This window comes from Arcobacter rhizosphaerae (assembly GCF_049472155.1).
Lineage (GTDB): Bacteria > Campylobacterota > Campylobacteria > Campylobacterales > Arcobacteraceae > Arcobacter_B.
On record NZ_JBMOVW010000014.1, the window covers coordinates 21,885 to 38,142 of the forward strand.

General features: G+C 27.7%; 16 protein-coding genes and 8 tRNA genes. 20 read left to right on the forward strand and 4 right to left on the reverse strand.

What is annotated here, in order from left to right:
* Window position 1: 1 nt before the first annotated feature.
* The 4 genes from ACH5BH_RS14045 to ACH5BH_RS14060 are packed head-to-tail and all read left to right on the forward strand — an operon-like array spanning window position 2 to window position 3,009.
* Window positions 2-1,504 (forward strand): GspE/PulE family protein, encoded by a 1,503-nt coding sequence (locus ACH5BH_RS14045; protein WP_423298786.1) that lies wholly within the window; start codon window positions 2-4, stop codon window positions 1,502-1,504.
* Between the two features lies 1 nt (window position 1,505).
* Entirely contained in the window at window positions 1,506-1,901 is a 396-nt protein-coding gene (locus ACH5BH_RS14050) for a type IV pilus modification PilV family protein (protein WP_404308462.1), read from the forward strand.
* 17 nt (window positions 1,902-1,918) lie between these two features.
* A complete protein-coding gene (locus tag ACH5BH_RS14055; RefSeq protein ID WP_423298787.1) occupies window positions 1,919-2,431 on the forward strand; it encodes a prepilin-type N-terminal cleavage/methylation domain-containing protein in 513 nt (170 codons plus the stop codon).
* Window positions 2,432-2,439: 8 nt separating this feature from the next.
* Entirely contained in the window at window positions 2,440-3,009 is a 570-nt protein-coding gene (locus ACH5BH_RS14060) for an SH3 domain-containing protein (RefSeq protein ID WP_423298788.1), read from the forward strand.
* On the opposite strand, the gene ACH5BH_RS14065 is transcribed toward ACH5BH_RS14060, so the two are convergent.
* From ACH5BH_RS14065 to murA, 3 genes are all read right to left on the reverse strand, one after another.
* Window positions 3,004-3,618, reverse strand: coding sequence for an HNH endonuclease (locus ACH5BH_RS14065; protein WP_404308468.1), 615 nt, complete (start codon window positions 3,616-3,618; stop codon window positions 3,004-3,006). The two genes, ACH5BH_RS14060 and ACH5BH_RS14065, sit on opposite strands and share 6 nt — an antisense overlap.
* Before the next feature lie 16 nt (window positions 3,619-3,634).
* Window positions 3,635-4,732, reverse strand: coding sequence for a hypothetical protein (locus ACH5BH_RS14070; RefSeq protein ID WP_423298789.1), 1,098 nt, complete (start codon window positions 4,730-4,732; stop codon window positions 3,635-3,637).
* A 102-nt stretch (window positions 4,733-4,834) separates the two neighbouring features.
* Complete coding sequence (gene murA, locus ACH5BH_RS14075) at window positions 4,835-6,100, reverse strand: UDP-N-acetylglucosamine 1-carboxyvinyltransferase (protein ID WP_404308472.1); 1,266 nt, start codon at window positions 6,098-6,100, stop codon at window positions 4,835-4,837.
* A 125-nt stretch (window positions 6,101-6,225) separates the two neighbouring features.
* Here murA and ACH5BH_RS14080 point away from each other — a divergent pair, with 125 nt between their 5' ends.
* From ACH5BH_RS14080 to ACH5BH_RS14155, 16 genes are all read left to right on the forward strand, one after another.
* Window positions 6,226-7,110 (forward strand): DMT family transporter, encoded by an 885-nt coding sequence (locus tag ACH5BH_RS14080; protein ID WP_423298790.1) that lies wholly within the window; start codon window positions 6,226-6,228, stop codon window positions 7,108-7,110.
* Between the two features lie 3 nt (window positions 7,111-7,113).
* Complete coding sequence (locus ACH5BH_RS14085) at window positions 7,114-8,856, forward strand: glutamate synthase-related protein (protein WP_404308476.1); 1,743 nt, start codon at window positions 7,114-7,116, stop codon at window positions 8,854-8,856.
* On the forward strand, window positions 8,843-9,220 hold the full coding sequence (locus tag ACH5BH_RS14090; RefSeq protein WP_404308478.1) for a DUF6394 family protein: 378 nt from the start codon (window positions 8,843-8,845) through the stop codon (window positions 9,218-9,220). The genes ACH5BH_RS14085 and ACH5BH_RS14090 overlap by 14 nt, the downstream gene beginning before the upstream one ends.
* A gap of 13 nt (window positions 9,221-9,233) precedes the next feature.
* On the forward strand, window positions 9,234-10,919 hold the full coding sequence (locus tag ACH5BH_RS14095) for a potassium channel family protein (RefSeq protein ID WP_423298791.1): 1,686 nt from the start codon (window positions 9,234-9,236) through the stop codon (window positions 10,917-10,919).
* The gene (gene kdsA, locus ACH5BH_RS14100; protein WP_423298792.1) at window positions 10,920-11,723 is read left to right on the forward strand and encodes a 3-deoxy-8-phosphooctulonate synthase; all 804 of its coding nucleotides are present in this window, start codon (window positions 10,920-10,922) and stop codon (window positions 11,721-11,723) included.
* 73 nt (window positions 11,724-11,796) lie between these two features.
* Window positions 11,797-12,267, forward strand: coding sequence for a 6,7-dimethyl-8-ribityllumazine synthase (ribH, locus tag ACH5BH_RS14105; protein ID WP_423298793.1), 471 nt, complete (start codon window positions 11,797-11,799; stop codon window positions 12,265-12,267).
* A gap of 1 nt (window position 12,268) precedes the next feature.
* Complete coding sequence (gene nusB, locus ACH5BH_RS14110; RefSeq protein WP_404308486.1) at window positions 12,269-12,661, forward strand: transcription antitermination factor NusB; 393 nt, start codon at window positions 12,269-12,271, stop codon at window positions 12,659-12,661.
* Window positions 12,662-12,665: 4 nt separating this feature from the next.
* The gene (pyrF, locus tag ACH5BH_RS14115; protein ID WP_423298794.1) at window positions 12,666-13,364 is read left to right on the forward strand and encodes an orotidine-5'-phosphate decarboxylase; all 699 of its coding nucleotides are present in this window, start codon (window positions 12,666-12,668) and stop codon (window positions 13,362-13,364) included.
* Between the two features lie 228 nt (window positions 13,365-13,592).
* A tRNA-Ser gene (locus ACH5BH_RS14120) sits at window positions 13,593-13,683 on the forward strand.
* Window positions 13,684-13,692: 9 nt separating this feature from the next.
* Window positions 13,693-13,769 (forward strand) — tRNA-Ile (locus tag ACH5BH_RS14125).
* Window positions 13,770-13,777: 8 nt separating this feature from the next.
* Window positions 13,778-13,854 (forward strand) — tRNA-Gly (locus tag ACH5BH_RS14130).
* A gap of 50 nt (window positions 13,855-13,904) precedes the next feature.
* Window positions 13,905-13,981 (forward strand) — tRNA-Gly (locus tag ACH5BH_RS14135).
* Window positions 13,982-13,993: 12 nt separating this feature from the next.
* Window positions 13,994-14,070 (forward strand) — tRNA-Met (locus tag ACH5BH_RS14140).
* A gap of 10 nt (window positions 14,071-14,080) precedes the next feature.
* Window positions 14,081-14,157 (forward strand) — tRNA-Met (locus ACH5BH_RS14145).
* 37 nt (window positions 14,158-14,194) lie between these two features.
* Window positions 14,195-14,271 (forward strand) — tRNA-Thr (locus ACH5BH_RS14150).
* Window positions 14,272-14,308: 37 nt separating this feature from the next.
* Window positions 14,309-14,383, forward strand: a tRNA-Gln gene (locus ACH5BH_RS14155).
* Window positions 14,384-14,385: 2 nt separating this feature from the next.
* On the opposite strand, the gene ACH5BH_RS14160 is transcribed toward ACH5BH_RS14155, so the two are convergent.
* Window positions 14,386-16,140: a sensor domain-containing diguanylate cyclase gene (locus tag ACH5BH_RS14160; protein WP_423298729.1), complete on the reverse strand. Its 1,755-nt coding sequence runs from the start codon at window positions 16,138-16,140 to the stop codon at window positions 14,386-14,388.
* Between the last annotated feature and the right edge of the window lie 118 nt (window positions 16,141-16,258).

The following is a 16,258-nucleotide window of genomic DNA, read 5'->3' on the forward strand; positions in this document are numbered from 1 at the left end:
TATGAATATAAATGAAATACACAATTTAAGTCTTATCCCTTTTGAGGTAGATAATTATTCTACGGCTTTAAAGAACTATGTTCTTTTTACACAAATAGATGAAAAAATAGTAATTGCCATTTCAAAAGAACATATAAGTTTATCTTTAGATTATCTATCAAAACTTGATTATGAATATGAGATAGTTTTTTTAGATGAAATATCTTATGAAAAGCTTTATAATAAGTTTTTAGAAATAAAAACAGATAGTGAAATGAGTGCAATTCAGCAAGAGCAAGAAGGTGCAACTTTAGAAGACGAAGACTTTTCTATGAGTGACTTTTTAAAAGTTGGTAGTGATATCTTAACTTCTGAAGAATCAGCTCCTATTATCAAGTTTGTAAATTCACTTTTTTATCAAGCTATAAAGAAAAAATCCTCAGATATTCATATTGAAATGCATGAGTTTAAAGCTGAGGTTAGATATAGAGTTGATGGTGTTTTAGTTAAGCATATAGAACTTGATAAGAATATCATGTCTTTAGTTATTTCAAGAATAAAAGTTATTTCAAATCTTGATATTAGTGAAAAAAGAATTCCTCAAGATGGTCGAACACAAATTAAAATAGCAGGTAAAACTTTAGATATTAGGGTTTCTATTTTACCAACTTTTTATGGTGAAAGAGTTGTTATGAGAATACTTATGCAAAGTGAAGATATTTTAAGTGTTGAGCAATTAGGTTTTCCTTCATATATCACTTCAAAACTTGAAGATGTTCTTCAAAACTCTTATGGAATGGTATTAGTCACAGGACCAACGGGTAGTGGTAAATCAACAACTTTACATTCACTTTTACATCAAGTTGTAAGTGATGAAAAAAATATTATTACAGTTGAAGACCCAGTTGAGTATAAATCAAATGAGTTTTCACAAATACAAGTAAATACAAAAGTAGGACTTACTTTTGCATCAGGTCTTAGATCTATTTTAAGGCAGGATCCTGATATTATAATGGTGGGTGAGATTAGAGATAGTGAAACTGCTTCAATTGCTGTTCAATCAGCTCTTACCGGTCACTTACTTTTCTCAACCTTGCATACAAATAGAGCACCTGCTGCAATAACAAGACTTATTGATATGGGTGTTGAAAAATTTCTAATCTCTTCTTCTCTACTTGCTGTGCTTGCTCAAAGATTAGTTAGAAAGCTTTGTGATGAATGTAAAGAAGAAGATATCTCAGAAGGTTCTCATAAAGTATTTAGTTTAGATAATAATACTAAAATCTATAAAGCAAATGGTTGTAAATCTTGTAATTTTACAGGTTATAGTGGAAGGATTGCCATTGGTGAACTTTTTGTAATTGATGAAGATATAAAAGAGTATTTAAAAGGTGATGTTGATGATACTACGCTTATGAAAAAAGCTGTTGCAAATGGTATGATTTCATTAGATAAACAACTAAAACTTATGCTAGAAGCAGGGGATACCTCTGTAGATGAAGCTATAAGAATAGGTATTAAGTAATATGAAAAAGTCCTTTTCATTAATGGAAGTTATTATTGCTATTATGATGCTTAGTGTTATTATGGTTGCATTACTTCAAATAAAAAGTGACAATATATATATTATTCAAAAGTCAAAAGAAAGCATACAGTATAAAGATTATATATCATTAGCTTTTAATCTTGATGAGGTAAATAGTAGAAATGAAAATGTCTTTTTAAGTAGAAAGTTTGATTTTGAAGATGACAATTTAAGAAAAGAGTTAAAAACAATAAAAGTTAAAATAAAAGATGAACAATTAGACTCAAAAGTTGTAAAAAATGATGATTATGATTTTACGATAGTTACCTATGAAACTTTATATAGTATTGATAAAAATATTAAAAAGAATATTTATAGTTTTAAAATAGAGTTATAATGAAGGATAAAAAAAACTTGTATAGAGCTAAAAGAGCATTTACTTTACTTGAAGTTATTATATCTATTACACTTTTTATGGTGTTAATTATTTTTGTATATAAAACTTTAGATCAAACTAAACATTCAAATATAATATTTGAAAAGCAAACGAAAAATATAATACAAAGCAATAAACTTTATGATATATTTTTTGAAGATATTATTGAATCTACAAGTACTATAATTATTTCTTATAATAAAGATAAAAATGCAAGAGTGAAGTTTACTTCAAATAATACTTTTCATAATCCATATTATTCACATATAACTTATTTAATATCATCAAATAATAAGTTAGTAAGAATTGAAAGTAAAGATGAATTTAAATTTGCTGATACTTCTTATGAGTTTTATGATAATTCTTATATTGATATATTACTTGAAGATATTGAGTATTTTGATATAAAAAAAGATAAAGCACAATATGTTTTTGCTATAAAACAAAAAGATAAAAAAAGAGTATTGTATAGTACTTATTTAATTAAATAGGAGATGTTTTGAAGTTTTTATTTATATGTATATTTTTTAGTTCTTTACTTTTTTCACAAGAAGAGAGTTTATCAGATAATAGAGTTGTTAAAACCTCAGAATTAGAATTGTTCTTATTTAAAGTAGGATTTGAATCTTTATTAAAAGATGTAGATTCCACGAAAAGCAAAGCTACTAATAATCAAAATGATATTAAAGATTTAAAAGATAAAGTTAAAATCATAATGGATGAAGTTTATAAAGATAAAAGGGTATTGCTAGATTCTAATGCTACAAGTTCAAATAAAGAAATACAAGCATTAAAACTTCAACTAGAAATTTTAAAAGAAGAAGTAAACAAGCTAAAAAACAAAAAAATAGTACAAAGAAACAAAAAAGAAAATACTTTTTCTTCAGCAGTTGTTAATACAAATATTCTACAAGTAAGAGAAAAAGCTGTTGTTGAGTCTGATATAATTTATAGTATAAAAAAAGGTACAGAAGTTAAACTATTAGAGTGTGATAACTTTGATTGGTGTAAAATACAAATAAAAAATAAAGAGGGTTTTGTTCCTAAGTATTTGTTGAAGTTCTTATGATTCAACAAAACCCATTAATTTATCCATAATTAAAAGATTTGACATTGTATTTTTAGAGTTTTTTGAAGTTAAAATTCTATTACAATCACTACATAAAGTAATTATGTTTTCGATATTATATCCAGCACCCTCTTCAATATCTTTTACAAAAATACTTACAGAGTCTTTTAGTTGAGTTGTTTTAGCACATCTATTACATTTATGATTATCTCTTGCCCATGCTAACTCTTTTCTTTGAGGCCAATCAGAAGGAGTTTTATGATTATGGGTAGATTTTTCATCATATCCTGTCCACAGTTTATCTTTACTAACACTACCTTGTGTTTGTTTTTCATATTCATAATTAAAATATTGGGATACTATATCTTCAACTATTAAAGTTTCTCTTATTCTTATATCTTTTTCTTCTTTTGTTCTTTCAACAATAGAATAATCAATAGGAATTTTTGGATGTTCTTGTTTCATATAATTTTTAACAAGATCTAAAAATGGTTCAATACTACCACTTTTATATGCAAAGGCAAAAACTTTTTCTCTATAGATATAAAGAGGAATAATTGACGCAGTCAATAATGAAGCAAGAATTATAAATTTTACATCTAATACCATAAGTTTTGCCTTTTAATTAAATTATTTCTGGATTAACTTGATGTTTTTCAAGTGTTTGCTTAACTTCATCATGTTTACCATTTGCTAGTTTTTGAAGTTCATTTATATGAAGAACAGGAATAGCTACTTCTCTTCCACACATTTTTTCTAGTTCTTTTCTATTATAATCAAAAATATAAAAGTCTTCATCACAATCAACTATTAGTAAATCAGCACCTGCATCAAAAGCTTCTAATAATATAGTATATGCACAAAATAGTGTAATTTTACTATTTTTATTAAATGTATTTTTTGATAAGTCAAGTTTTTGAGATTCTAGTTTTATTTTCTTTGACTTTAAACTATTAATTAATTTAGTGTATTTTTCTTGAGAATTAGAAGAATAATAAGCTATTGTAAAATTATTAAAGTCATGTTTTACTTCATATTCATTTTCAAATTCACCAAAGTCTAAAACTAATGTTTTATTTAATCTAAAGTTTTGTTTTTCTATTTCTTCATATAGCTCTAATGCTTTTTGTAATTTTATGATTCTTTCTTCATAAGATGTATCAAAGTCTAAGATTACATTTTTTGAGCTATTATAGTAACTAGCTGAAACTTCATATTCATTTATTATTTTAAGTATAGTATTTTTATCTTCATCATTTAATCTTTCCATAATCATTGATGTTAAAATAAGTAGAGAATCACCAATATATGATTTATCAAGATTTAGTGTGTTTGAAGCATAAAAGTAAGGTTTTAATTGTTCATAGATAGTTTTATCATTTTCTGAAACAAAATCATTTAGCAGTTGTAATCTTTCTTTGAAATCATCATCATTAATAAGTAAATCATCACAAGCTCTTCTTATTGAGATTGGTTCAATTTTTATGTCAGTTCCAAACTCTTCTTTTAATCTTTTTAATTCAATTCCTGCTTTTACATATACACCATTTACTACTAAATCAAAATTTTCACAGTCAATAAAACCAAGTTTTTGTTCTTTATTGATATTTCTTAAAATATCAAGTAAAGTTTTTTCTTCTTTAGTTTTTATAAAATGTTTTGTATAGTATGGTAAATAATCAGAATTTTTGTCAAATTTAAATAAAGATATTTCTAGTTTCATAGTAGTATTATCACCTTTTTTGTAGTTGAATAAATTTTATGGAATTTTAACTTAAAGAAATGATAAGAGTGTGGTTTTTTCTCTTATCATTTAAAAAGTGTCCTATTCTGTAAACCTTTTTACATCAGCACCTATTGAAGTTAGTTTTCCCTCAAGGTTTTGATATCCTCTATCAAGGTGATAGATTCTATGAATATTTGTTTCACCTTTTGCTACAAGTGCAGCTAAAACTAATGCAGATGAAGCTCTTAAATCTGTTGCCATTACATCCGTACCATTTAAAGTATGAGCTTGGCCATTTATAGTTGCTATATTTCCATTTAAATGAATATCTGCACCAAGTCTTAAAAGTTCACTTACATGCATAAATCTATTTTCAAAAAGTCTTTCATCAATTGTGCTAGTACCATTTGCTTGAGTAGCTAATGCCATAAATTGCGCTTGCATATCTGTTGGAAAACCTGGATATTCACTTGTAATAATATTTACAGGTTTAATTTCATCTGTAGGAAGTATTGTAACACTGTTTTCATCTATAATTATTTCAAAATTCATTTCTTCTAGTTTTGAGATAATAGCTTCAAGATGTAAAGGAATTACTTTATTTATTTTAAGTTTTTTATTTGTTATTGCAGCAGCACACATATATGTACCAGCTTCAATTCTATCAGGAATAATATCAAAGTCTTTAAATTCTAATAGTTCTTTATTTGAACCTTCAATGATAAGTTTAGAAGTACCTAAACCTTCAATTTTTACACCTGCGTTCATTAATATTTCACATAGTTGTTCAATTTCAGGCTCTTTTGCTGCATTTATTATAGTAGTTGTTCCTTGCGCAAGTGCTGCTGCCATTAAAATATTTTCAGTTCCACCAACTGTAACTTTGTCAAATACAATTTTAGAACCTTTTAGTCCTTGTGGTGCAGTTGCTTGAATATATCCATGTTTAATATCTATTTTGGCACCCATTTGTTCTAATGCTTTTAAATGTAAATCAACAGGTCTTTGCCCAATTGCACATCCTCCAGGAAGAGAAACTTCACAATGACCAAATCTAGCAAGTAAAGGACCCAAAACTAAGATTGAAGCTCTCATAGTTTTTACAATATCATAAGTTGCTGTTGTTTTATCTATTTCATAAGTGTTTATTTTAACAATGTCATTTTCTTTTTGGAAACTACCACCAAGCATATCTATTAGTTTTAAAAAAGTATTTATATCTACAACATTTGGCATATTTCCAATTTTAATTTCATTTTTAGCAAGTATTGTTGCTGCTATTAGTGGAAGTGCTGCATTTTTTGCACCTGAGATTTCTACTTCACCTGAAATCTCTTTATTTCCTATTATTTTTAAGTATTCCATGTCTTTCCTACAATTATATATCTAAACAAAGCTAATATATTATCTAAAAAAGCCTTTAAAAATTAACACTAATAATCTTTTTTTAATATGATAAGCAATACAATTGCGATTTTAAAAGGTAATAAATGGAAAATAGTGTTAGATTAGGTGTTAAATATATGTTATTTGCTTCTGTAATGTTTGCATTTATGGGGGCAACTGCAAAAGAACTTAGTGATTCAATGAGTTCGATTGAAGTAGTTTTTTTTAGAAATGTTTTTGGTGTTGTATTGATTTTATTATCAATATACAAAAGTCCACTAAACCAAATTGGTGGAAAGATGTGGCTTTTAATATTTAGAGGTACAGCAGGATTTATAGCATTACTTTTCTTTTTTTATAACATAGCAAATATTCCTTTGGGTGAAGCTATGACATTTTCAAAAACTTCTGCAATATTTACAGCTATATTTGCTTATGTTTTTGTAAAAGAAAAATTAGGAATTAAAGGTTGGTTTGGGGTATTTATAGGTTTTATAGGTATTTTATTTATAACAAAGTTTGATGGTTCGTCTTTAGATAAAACGGATTATCTTGGGATACTTTGTGGTGTGGGAGCAGGGCTTGCATATACTTCTATTAGAGAACTTAGGAAGTATTATGATAATAGAGCTATTGTGTTGTCATTTATGGCTATTGGAACAATTGGTCCTTTGATTCTTTTAATAATTGGAGAGTTTTATACAAATGAGAATTTAGATTTCTTATTTGCTCCTTTTGTTATGCCAAAGGGTATTGATTGGTTATTTATTATTTTATTGGGAATTTTCGCTACATTCGCTCAAGTTTTTATGACAAAAGCTTACTCATGCGCAAAAGCAGGTATTATAGGTACTATTGGTTATAGCAATATTGCTTTTTCTATCTTACTAGGACTATTTTTAGGAGATAGTCTACCTGATATTTGGATTACTTTTGGTATACTTTTGATTGTAATAAGTGGTGTATTAGTTTCCATGAAAAAGGATTAGATTATGGATGTGTTTTTATTATATATTGAGATTTTTTTACTTATATTTTTTATTATTATAACAGCTTGGTATGTTCATGATAAATATGTGCAAAGAGATCATCAACTATTGGTTAACTACCCAATAATAGGTAGGTTAAGATATGTTTTAGAGGAAGCGAGAGAACCTTTTAGACAATATTTTGGAGATGAGAAGTTTTACGAATCAAAAGATAAACTTGATTGGGTTTATAAAGCTGCAAATGACAAGCCAAATTATGCTGCATTTTCACCAGCTCAACCTCTTCCTAAGCCAAAGTTTATGATTAGACATGCAAATATTGTTTTAAATGAAGATGAAGTTGATAATGATTTTGAAGTAACTTTTGGGGAAGGAAGAAAGTATCCTTATACTGCAAAGACAATTATTGCTAGAAGTGCTATGAGTGATGGTTCTATTTCTCCTGAGGGTACAAGAGCCTTTGTAAGAGGTGCTCAAATGGGAGGTTTCCCTATAAACTCAGGAGAGGGTGGTGTGACATCAAACTTTTTTGTAACTCATAAAACATATAAAGAAGATTATATGAAAATTGTACATGGTACAATTATTTCTAAAAAAATAAAAGATGTTGTAAATTTCTTCTTTAATGGTGCAATGGCAGCAGATGTTTATAGAAAACTTATATTTAAAAAAGATCCAGAAGCAGAAACTTATGTTTTTGATTTAAAGTCACAATTATTTCATAGAGTAAATTGGGATGCGCCTTTAGAAAACTTTCCAACAGAAGTTCCAAGTGATATGCCTGATATTATTTTACAGTTAAGTTCTGGACTTTATGGTGCTAGGGATAAAGATGGTAACTTTGATCCAGAAAGATATCAAAAAACTATGAGATTTTGTAAAATGACTGAAATTAAAATAGCCCAAGGAGCGAAACAAACAGGTGGTAAATTAGCTGCTCACAAAGTAACTCCTGCTATTGCATATTATAGAAACGTAAGACCTCATACTGACGTGTTTTCACCAAATAGATTTCCTTATGCTAATACAATTGAGGAGTTATTTGATTTTATAGGTACACTACAAGAATTATCTGAAAAACCAGTTGGTGTGAAAATTGTTATTTCTGATATTGAAAATATTGAACCTTATGCTAAAGAAATAAAAAGAAGAATAGATGCAGGTGATAGTAGATATCCTGATTTTATTTCTATTGATGGTGGTTCAGGAGGTAGTGCAACTGCTCCTATTGAAATGATGGAAAGAGTTGGTTTAAATATTAGAGATTCTATTTATTTAGCAAACAAAGTATTAGAAAACTTTGGAGTAAGAGATAAAGTAAAATTAGTAGCAAGTGGTAAGGTATTAACTCCTGATGATGTTATTGTGATTATGTCTTTGGGTGCTGATTTTATTCAAATTGCTAGAGGTTTTATGATGAGTGCTGGGTGTATTAGGGCAAGATACTGTTCAGGTACAACAGGACATGATTGTCCAGTGGGACTTGCAACTCAAAATAAACAAAAAAGACAAAAATATTTTGTATATAAACAAGCTAAAAAAGTTAGAAATTACCATAATAATTTACTTAAAAGTGTTAAGGGAATGTTGGCAATTATGGGACTTAAAAATGTAAATCAATTAAATAAACATAGACTTTTATTCTTAGATAAAGATTCAAGAGTTCATGATAATATTGATAATGTATTTAAAAGAAGACTTGATATTGGAAAAGATTTAGAGGACGAATATCATGAATCTAGATAAGGTTATCTCAGGTTTTTTTATAATATTAGCAATGACAATAAATTTTGGTTTTTTTTATGGGGATATGTATACTTTAGAAAGCCATAGTAAATATGAACTTTTTGCTGCAATTATAATTAATTTGATAGCTACAACTTTAAAATTAGGTGATAAAACTCAAATGGGCTCTGTATTATTAGCAACTTCATTAGTTGCTGATATTCAGCTTATAGCTGCTGCAATTATTTGGACTATTGCAGCTTATGCATATACCGTAGATGCAGAAGTTATAGCTACAATAGTGTCTTTATCTGGTGGAGCATTATTGGCAAATTTTGTTTCTGTAACACTTTATGTTGGAGATACACTAAAATCAAAAAGATAATTTAGGAAGAGCTTTGGAAAATAGTTCACTCTTTATCATTCTTCAAAGAATGAGAGTCCCTTTTTTAGTAATTGTTATTACTTATACAATAGCAATTACGGGGCTAGTTTTAATTGAAGGGCTTGATTCAAATGGCAAGCCCTATAATATGAGTATTTTTGATGCTTTTTATTTTGTAACTTATACTGCAACTACAATTGGTTTTGGTGAAACACCTTATGAATTTACATATCCTCAAAGAATGTGGGTTACTTTCTCCATTTATCTTACTGTTTTAGGGTGGTTTTATGGAATAGGGTCTTTAGTTTCACTTCTTCAAGATCAACTTTTTTTACAAGAAATTCAAAAATCAAAATTTAGAAGACAAATAGCAAATTTAAAAGATAAATTTATAATTATTTTAGGTTATAACCAAATTACTAAAGAAATAATAAATAAAGCAATTGAGCAAGGTACTAGAACAGTTGTAATAGAAAAAGATAAAAAGAAAATAAACGATCTTATATTAGAAAGTTTTACTCCTACTGTTCCTGTATTAAATTGTGATAATTATTCTATTAAGGAATTAGAAGCAGCAGGAATAAAAAAGTCAAATTGTAAAGCAATAGTATCTTTATTTGAGGAAGATAGTATTAATCTAAGAATTGCTTTAACTGTAAAACTTTTAAATAAACATGTAAAAATTGTAGCAAAATCAACAACTTCTAATCAAACTGAAAACTTGAAAGATCTAGATGTCGAAATAATAGCTAACCCTTTTTCTATTATTTCTTCTGAAATAAATATTGCACTTACAGCCCCTAATATTTTTAGACTAGAAAAATGGTTATATAGTTTAGATAATTTACATGCAAAACTACCAACTTTTCCTAAAGGTAAATATATTATTTGTGGATATGGAAGACTTGGTAGAAAGATATATGAAAAATTAGATAAAAATAGTATTGAAATTGAATTAGTTGAATTAGATATTAATAAAGCTGAAACTTATACTAATCAAGAAATTTCTCATGTAAATTTTGGAAATGCTGATGATAAACAAATGTTGCTTAATATTGGAATCAAAGAAGCTTGTGCTATTATTGCTGCAACAAATGATGATACAACAAATCTTTCTATTTTAGCGACTGCAAAAAAATTAAACCCTGAAATTAAAACAATAGTTCGTGAAAATGAAATGGAAGACTTTTCTATTTTTAAAAATGCAAATATTGATCACATCTTCTTACCATCAAAAATTTTAATTAATAAAACAACGAATGCTTTAATAAAACCATTATCAGATAAGTTTATTAGGTTGATGCTAAAAAAAGATGAAAAATGGGCAAGTGAACTTGTAAAAAAGTTAATTACTGTAATAGATGAAGCACCTTTAGTATATGAGATTTCTTTAGATGAATATGAATCTCCGATGATTTATGAACATTTAAAAAGTGGAAAACCTATAAGATTAGAGTTTTTATTTAGATCTTTACATAATAAAGAACAGAGTAATAATGTGGTACCATTACTTCTTAAAAGAAAAGATGAATACACTCTTTTACCTGATTATAGTCTTGATCTAGAACTAGAAGATAAGATACTAATTGCATCTGATAAATATGCAAAAAGTGATATTGAGTATATATGTCAAAATATTTATGAGTTTCATTATGCCTTAACAGGTACAGAAAAAGAAACAATTTTTAAAAGGAATTAAATGAAAATTTTAACTGGACCATGTGTTTTAGAAGATAGAGATACAGTAATGAGAATAGCTGAAAAGCTAAAGCCTTTAAGTGAAGATAAAAGAATAGAGTTTTATTTCAAGGCTTCTTTTGATAAAGCAAATAGAACAAGTTTAGACTCATATAGAGGGCCAGGACTTGAAGAAGGTTTAAAATTATTTAAAGAAATAAAAGAACAGTTTGGATACAAACTAGTAACAGATATACATGAATCATGTCAAGCAAAACCTGCTGGGGAAGTATTAGATATTTTACAAATACCTGCATTTTTATGTAGACAAACAGATTTATTAGTAGAAGCTGCAAAAACAAACTGTAAAATTAATATCAAAAAAGGTCAATTTTTAGCAGCAGGGGCTATGAAACATCCAGTTGAAAAGATTCTTAAGACAAGAGGTGTTGAAGAAGTAAACTATAAAAACTCTAATGAAAATGGTGTATGGCTTTGTGAAAGAGGAAATACATTTGGTTATGGAGCACTAGTAGTTGATATGAAAAACTTAATTGCTATGAGAGAGTATGCTCCAGTTATTTTTGATGCAACACACTCTGCACAAGTACCAAGTACTGGTGGTACAACTGGTGGTAATAGTGCAGTAGTTCCAAGTTTAGCAAAAGCAGCAGCAGCTGTTGGAGTTGATGGGTTCTTTTTTGAGACACATACAGATCCAAGTGTTGCTTTAAGTGATGGACCTAATATGGTACAAGTAGATGAATTATACAAAGTAATTGATGATATTTTTGCTATTCAAGAAGTATTAGGTTTTAATAAATAAAAATTATATTTTTAGGCTTTAAATAAATTTTAGATATAATCGCAAAATATTATAAGAAATTCGGAGAAATTTTATGAACGTTATTGAAGGAAAATTAAGATTAAAAGGTGATGAAAAAATTGCTATTATTAATGGTAGATTTAATCACATAATTACTGATAGATTAGTTGAAGGTGCAAAAGATGCCTTTTTAAGACATGGTGGAAATGAAGATAATTTAGATTTATTATTAGTTCCAGGTGCATTTGAAATTCCATTTGCCCTAGAAAAAGCTTTAGCTTCTAAAAAATATGATGCTATATGTTGCGTTGGTGCTGTAATTAGAGGTGCTACACCTCATTTTGATTATATTTCATCAGAAGCAACAAAAGGTATAGCAACAGTAGCTTTAAAATATGGAAAAGCTGTATCTAATGGAGTTTTAACAACTGATACAATTGAGCAAGCAATCGAGCGAGCTGGTTCAAAAGTTGGAAATAAGGGTGCTGAAGCTATGATTACTATCATTGAAATGTTAGACCTTTACTCAGAAATGGAGAAATAATTTGGCTACAAGAACACAAGTAAGAGAGTCTGTTATTGGTCTTTTATATGCTTATGATTTAGGTAATGAAGGTATTGCTAAATTTGTAGATGAAATTTTAGAAGATAAAAAAATTAGAAACAAACAAAAAGAGTTTGCATTAAAACTTTTTAATGGAACTGTTGAAAATCTTGAAAAAATTGATGAAGAAATACAAGGTCATTTAAAACAAGGTGGTATTTCTGATATAGGTTCTGTTGAAAAATCTATTTTAAGACTTGCGATATATGAAATTTTTGATGGATTAGATAAAGCTATTGTAATTAACGAAGCTATTGAATTATCAAAAAAATTGGCAAGTGATGGAGCACCTAAGTTTATAAATGGGCTTTTAGATAAAGTTAAAAAGGTATAGTTTTATGAGTAATTCTATGAAGCTTTGTATATCTTTAGACTTACCTACAGCAAAAGAAAACTTAGAAATAGTAAAACAAATAAAAGATTTTGATGTATGGTTAAAAGTTGGATTTAGGTCATATATAAGAGATGGTAAAGAGTTTTTAGAAGAATTAAAAACTATTAATCCAAATTTTAAAATATTTTTAGATTTAAAACTTTATGATATCCCAAATACAATGGCTGATGCAGCTCAAGAGATAGCTAATTTTGGTTTAGTTGATATGTTTAATGTTCATGCAAGTTCTGGAAGCAAAGCTATGAGTACTGTAATGCAAAGAATTAAAGATATTCCAAATAAACCTTTAGTTTTAGCTGTAACAGCTTTAACTTCTTTTGATAATGAAGCTTTTAAAACAATATATAATGAAGATATTGATACAAAAGTTATAAAAATGGCAAAAGATACTTATGAATCAGGAGTTGATGGAGTAGTATGTTCAGCTTTTGAGAGTTTAGATATTAAAGCTAATACTTCTGATAGCTTTATTACTTTATGTCCAGGTATTAGACCTTTTGGAGAAGATGCAGAAGATCAAAAAAGAGTAGCAGATATTCCTTTTTCTAAAGAAAATAATGTAGATTTCATAGTTGTTGGTAGGCCAATTTATAAAGCTGATAAACCTAAAGAAGTAGTTGAAAAAATACTTCAAAATATTTAATTTTAAAAAAGCCAAGTTCTTTTGAACTTGGCTTTTTTTATAGCTATTAACTTACAAATATAATAAAAAATACTTTTTCAATCTTTTTACCTTAGTTATATATTGGCTTTTTTATAAAAATAAATAATTTTTATAAAAAAATAAATATTTCAAAAATATTAAGTGTTTTTTAAGGAGGATGGGTATATAATTCCCATCCAAATTTGGTACAACGTATCGAATTTAGACGGATAGATGGGTGAGTTGGCTGAAACCACATCCCTGCTAAGGATGCGTACTGGCAACGGTACCGAGGGTTCGAATCCCTCTCTGTCCGCCATTGAAGTGAGGGTCTATAGCTCAGCTGGTTAGAGCACTCGGCTCATAACCGAGTGGTCGAAGGTTCGAGTCCTTCTAGACCCACCACTTACAATGCGGGAGTAGCTCAGTTGGCTAGAGCCTCTGCCTTCCAAGCAGATTGTCGCGAGTTCGAGTCTCGTCTCCCGCTCCACTATAAATAGTTTGGTAATACTATTTATTTTTATTTCATTTACCATAAGAGCGGGAGTAGCTCAGTTGGCTAGAGCCTCTGCCTTCCAAGCAGATTGTCGCGAGTTCGAGTCTCGTCTCCCGCTCCACTTTTTTATTAACGCGGAATAGAGCAGCTAGGTAGCTCGTCGGGCTCATAACCCGAAGGTCACAGGTTCAAATCCTGTTTCCGCAACCAATTAGTCAGTGTCAAGGTAGCTCAGCTGGCTAGAGCGCTGGTCTCATAAGCCGGAGGTCGAGAGTTCAAGTCTCTCTCTTGACACCATTATTCACAAAGTGAATAATACTTAATATTTTTGGAAGCTGGTGTAGCTCAGTTGGCTAGAGCAGCTGATTTGTAATCAGCAGGTCGGGGGTTCAAGTCCCTTCACCAGCTCCACTTTATTTTAACTATACAATTTTTTTTGAACTCATAATGGGGTATCGCCAAGCGGTAAGGCACTGGTTTTTGGTACCAGCATTCGCAGGTTCGAATCCTGCTATCCCATCCACTTTATATTTTATAACATATAGAATTTCTTCCATTACTTTTTGCTTTATATAAAGCTTCATCAGCATTTTTTACAATATCTTTTATATCTAAACCTTTTTTATAAGTGCTAATACCAAAACTTGCAGTACAGTTATTTATAGTTGAGAAACTAGTTTTCTCAATTTTATTTTTAATCTTTTGGGATACAATATTTGCTTCTTCTAAATTCGTTTTAGGGCATATTATTATAAATTCTTCTCCTCCCCATCTTCCAACAGTATCAGTTTGTCTTATATTATCTTTTAGAATTTGAGCAAACTCTTTTAGGATTGTATCTCCTACTTGATGACCATAAGTATCATTTATTTTTTTAAAGAAATCTATATCTATTAAAATCAGACTAAAATCTTCATTATATCTTTTTGTATATTTTAATTGTCTCTGTAGAGTATCGTCTATTTTTGTTCTATTGTATAAGCTTGTTAATTTATCTGTAATAGAAAGTTCTTCAAGCCTTTTATTTAAGACTTTAAGTTCTTCTGATTTTTCATTTGTGATTTTTAGAAGTTTATTTTTTTCATTTAATAAAGACTGTGCTTTTATTTTATCATTTAAAGCATTTATTTTTTCGTTTTCAATTTTTTTATATTTATAAGATATTAAATAAGAAAGTGTTAATGCTTCTATTATAATACCTATTCCTATACTATGCGAAGATATGTAGTTAAATTCAACCATTCCTATATAAAATAAGATGCCATATAAAGTAAATGCAATATAAAAGATATGTGCTATTAAAAATATTTTTATAACTTGATTACCTTTTTTATAAATACTTATACTTATTAATAAAAATACAATTAATGAATAATTTAAGGTAATACTTAATAAGACTAATGAATGATTATAATTAATTAGTCCATATAGAAAATTTAAAGATAGTAATGTAATTACACTATTTAAAAATAAATGTTCTTTTTTATACTTATATTTTGTTTCGAAAACTGATTGTATAAATAAAGTTAAGAAAATAGGTATTAACATTAAAGCAAAATTGAATTTAGTAGCAATTTCTCCATATACATTAAAATAGTGAGCTAAAGAGCCATACATATAAAAAATCCAGATAGTGGCACTAAATAGATATAATGAATAGAATAAATACTCTTTATATTTAGTTGAAATATAGAATAAAAAATTATACCATGCTAAAGCAAGCAATAAACCAAAGAAAAATAAACCATCAGCTTTTTCATAAATTAAGTATTTTATGGATTCTATATTGTCAAAAATTGAAAAGTTATAAAAGTGATAAGCACTTGATTCTTGATTAATATAAAGTGTTTTTATTTCTTTTGGATTAATTGATATGGGATAAATTGCATTTGATCCTTTAAGTAATGTTGAGTTTTTTGGATTTTGTATATTAAGTTCTTCTTTTTTTAGAAGTTCTCCTTCTTTATTTTTCTCAAAATATAATATTTTATTGAGAGTAAATGCCATACTTTGATGAAGAGATAATTGCATTTTATCTTTCGTATTATTTCTTAATACTATTTTTATCCATGTATTTTTTACAGTTCTACCAAGTGAAGCTTTATTTTTTCCTTTTTTAAACTTTACTTCGTGAATATTATTAATATCTATATTATTTGAGTCATTTATATAATATAAAATTTCAAAATTACTTAATTTTACTTTTTTATCATTTATTTGAATTATATTAGAAGCATTTATGTTTAAAAAAAGTAAAACAAGCATGATTAATAACTTCATTTTATTTTTCCTTATTTAAAGTTTATATTAAAAGTTACATATTACATAAAATATTATTAAAACTTTGTATATAATTATAAAATTATATATATAACAGACACTATAACATTATTATTAT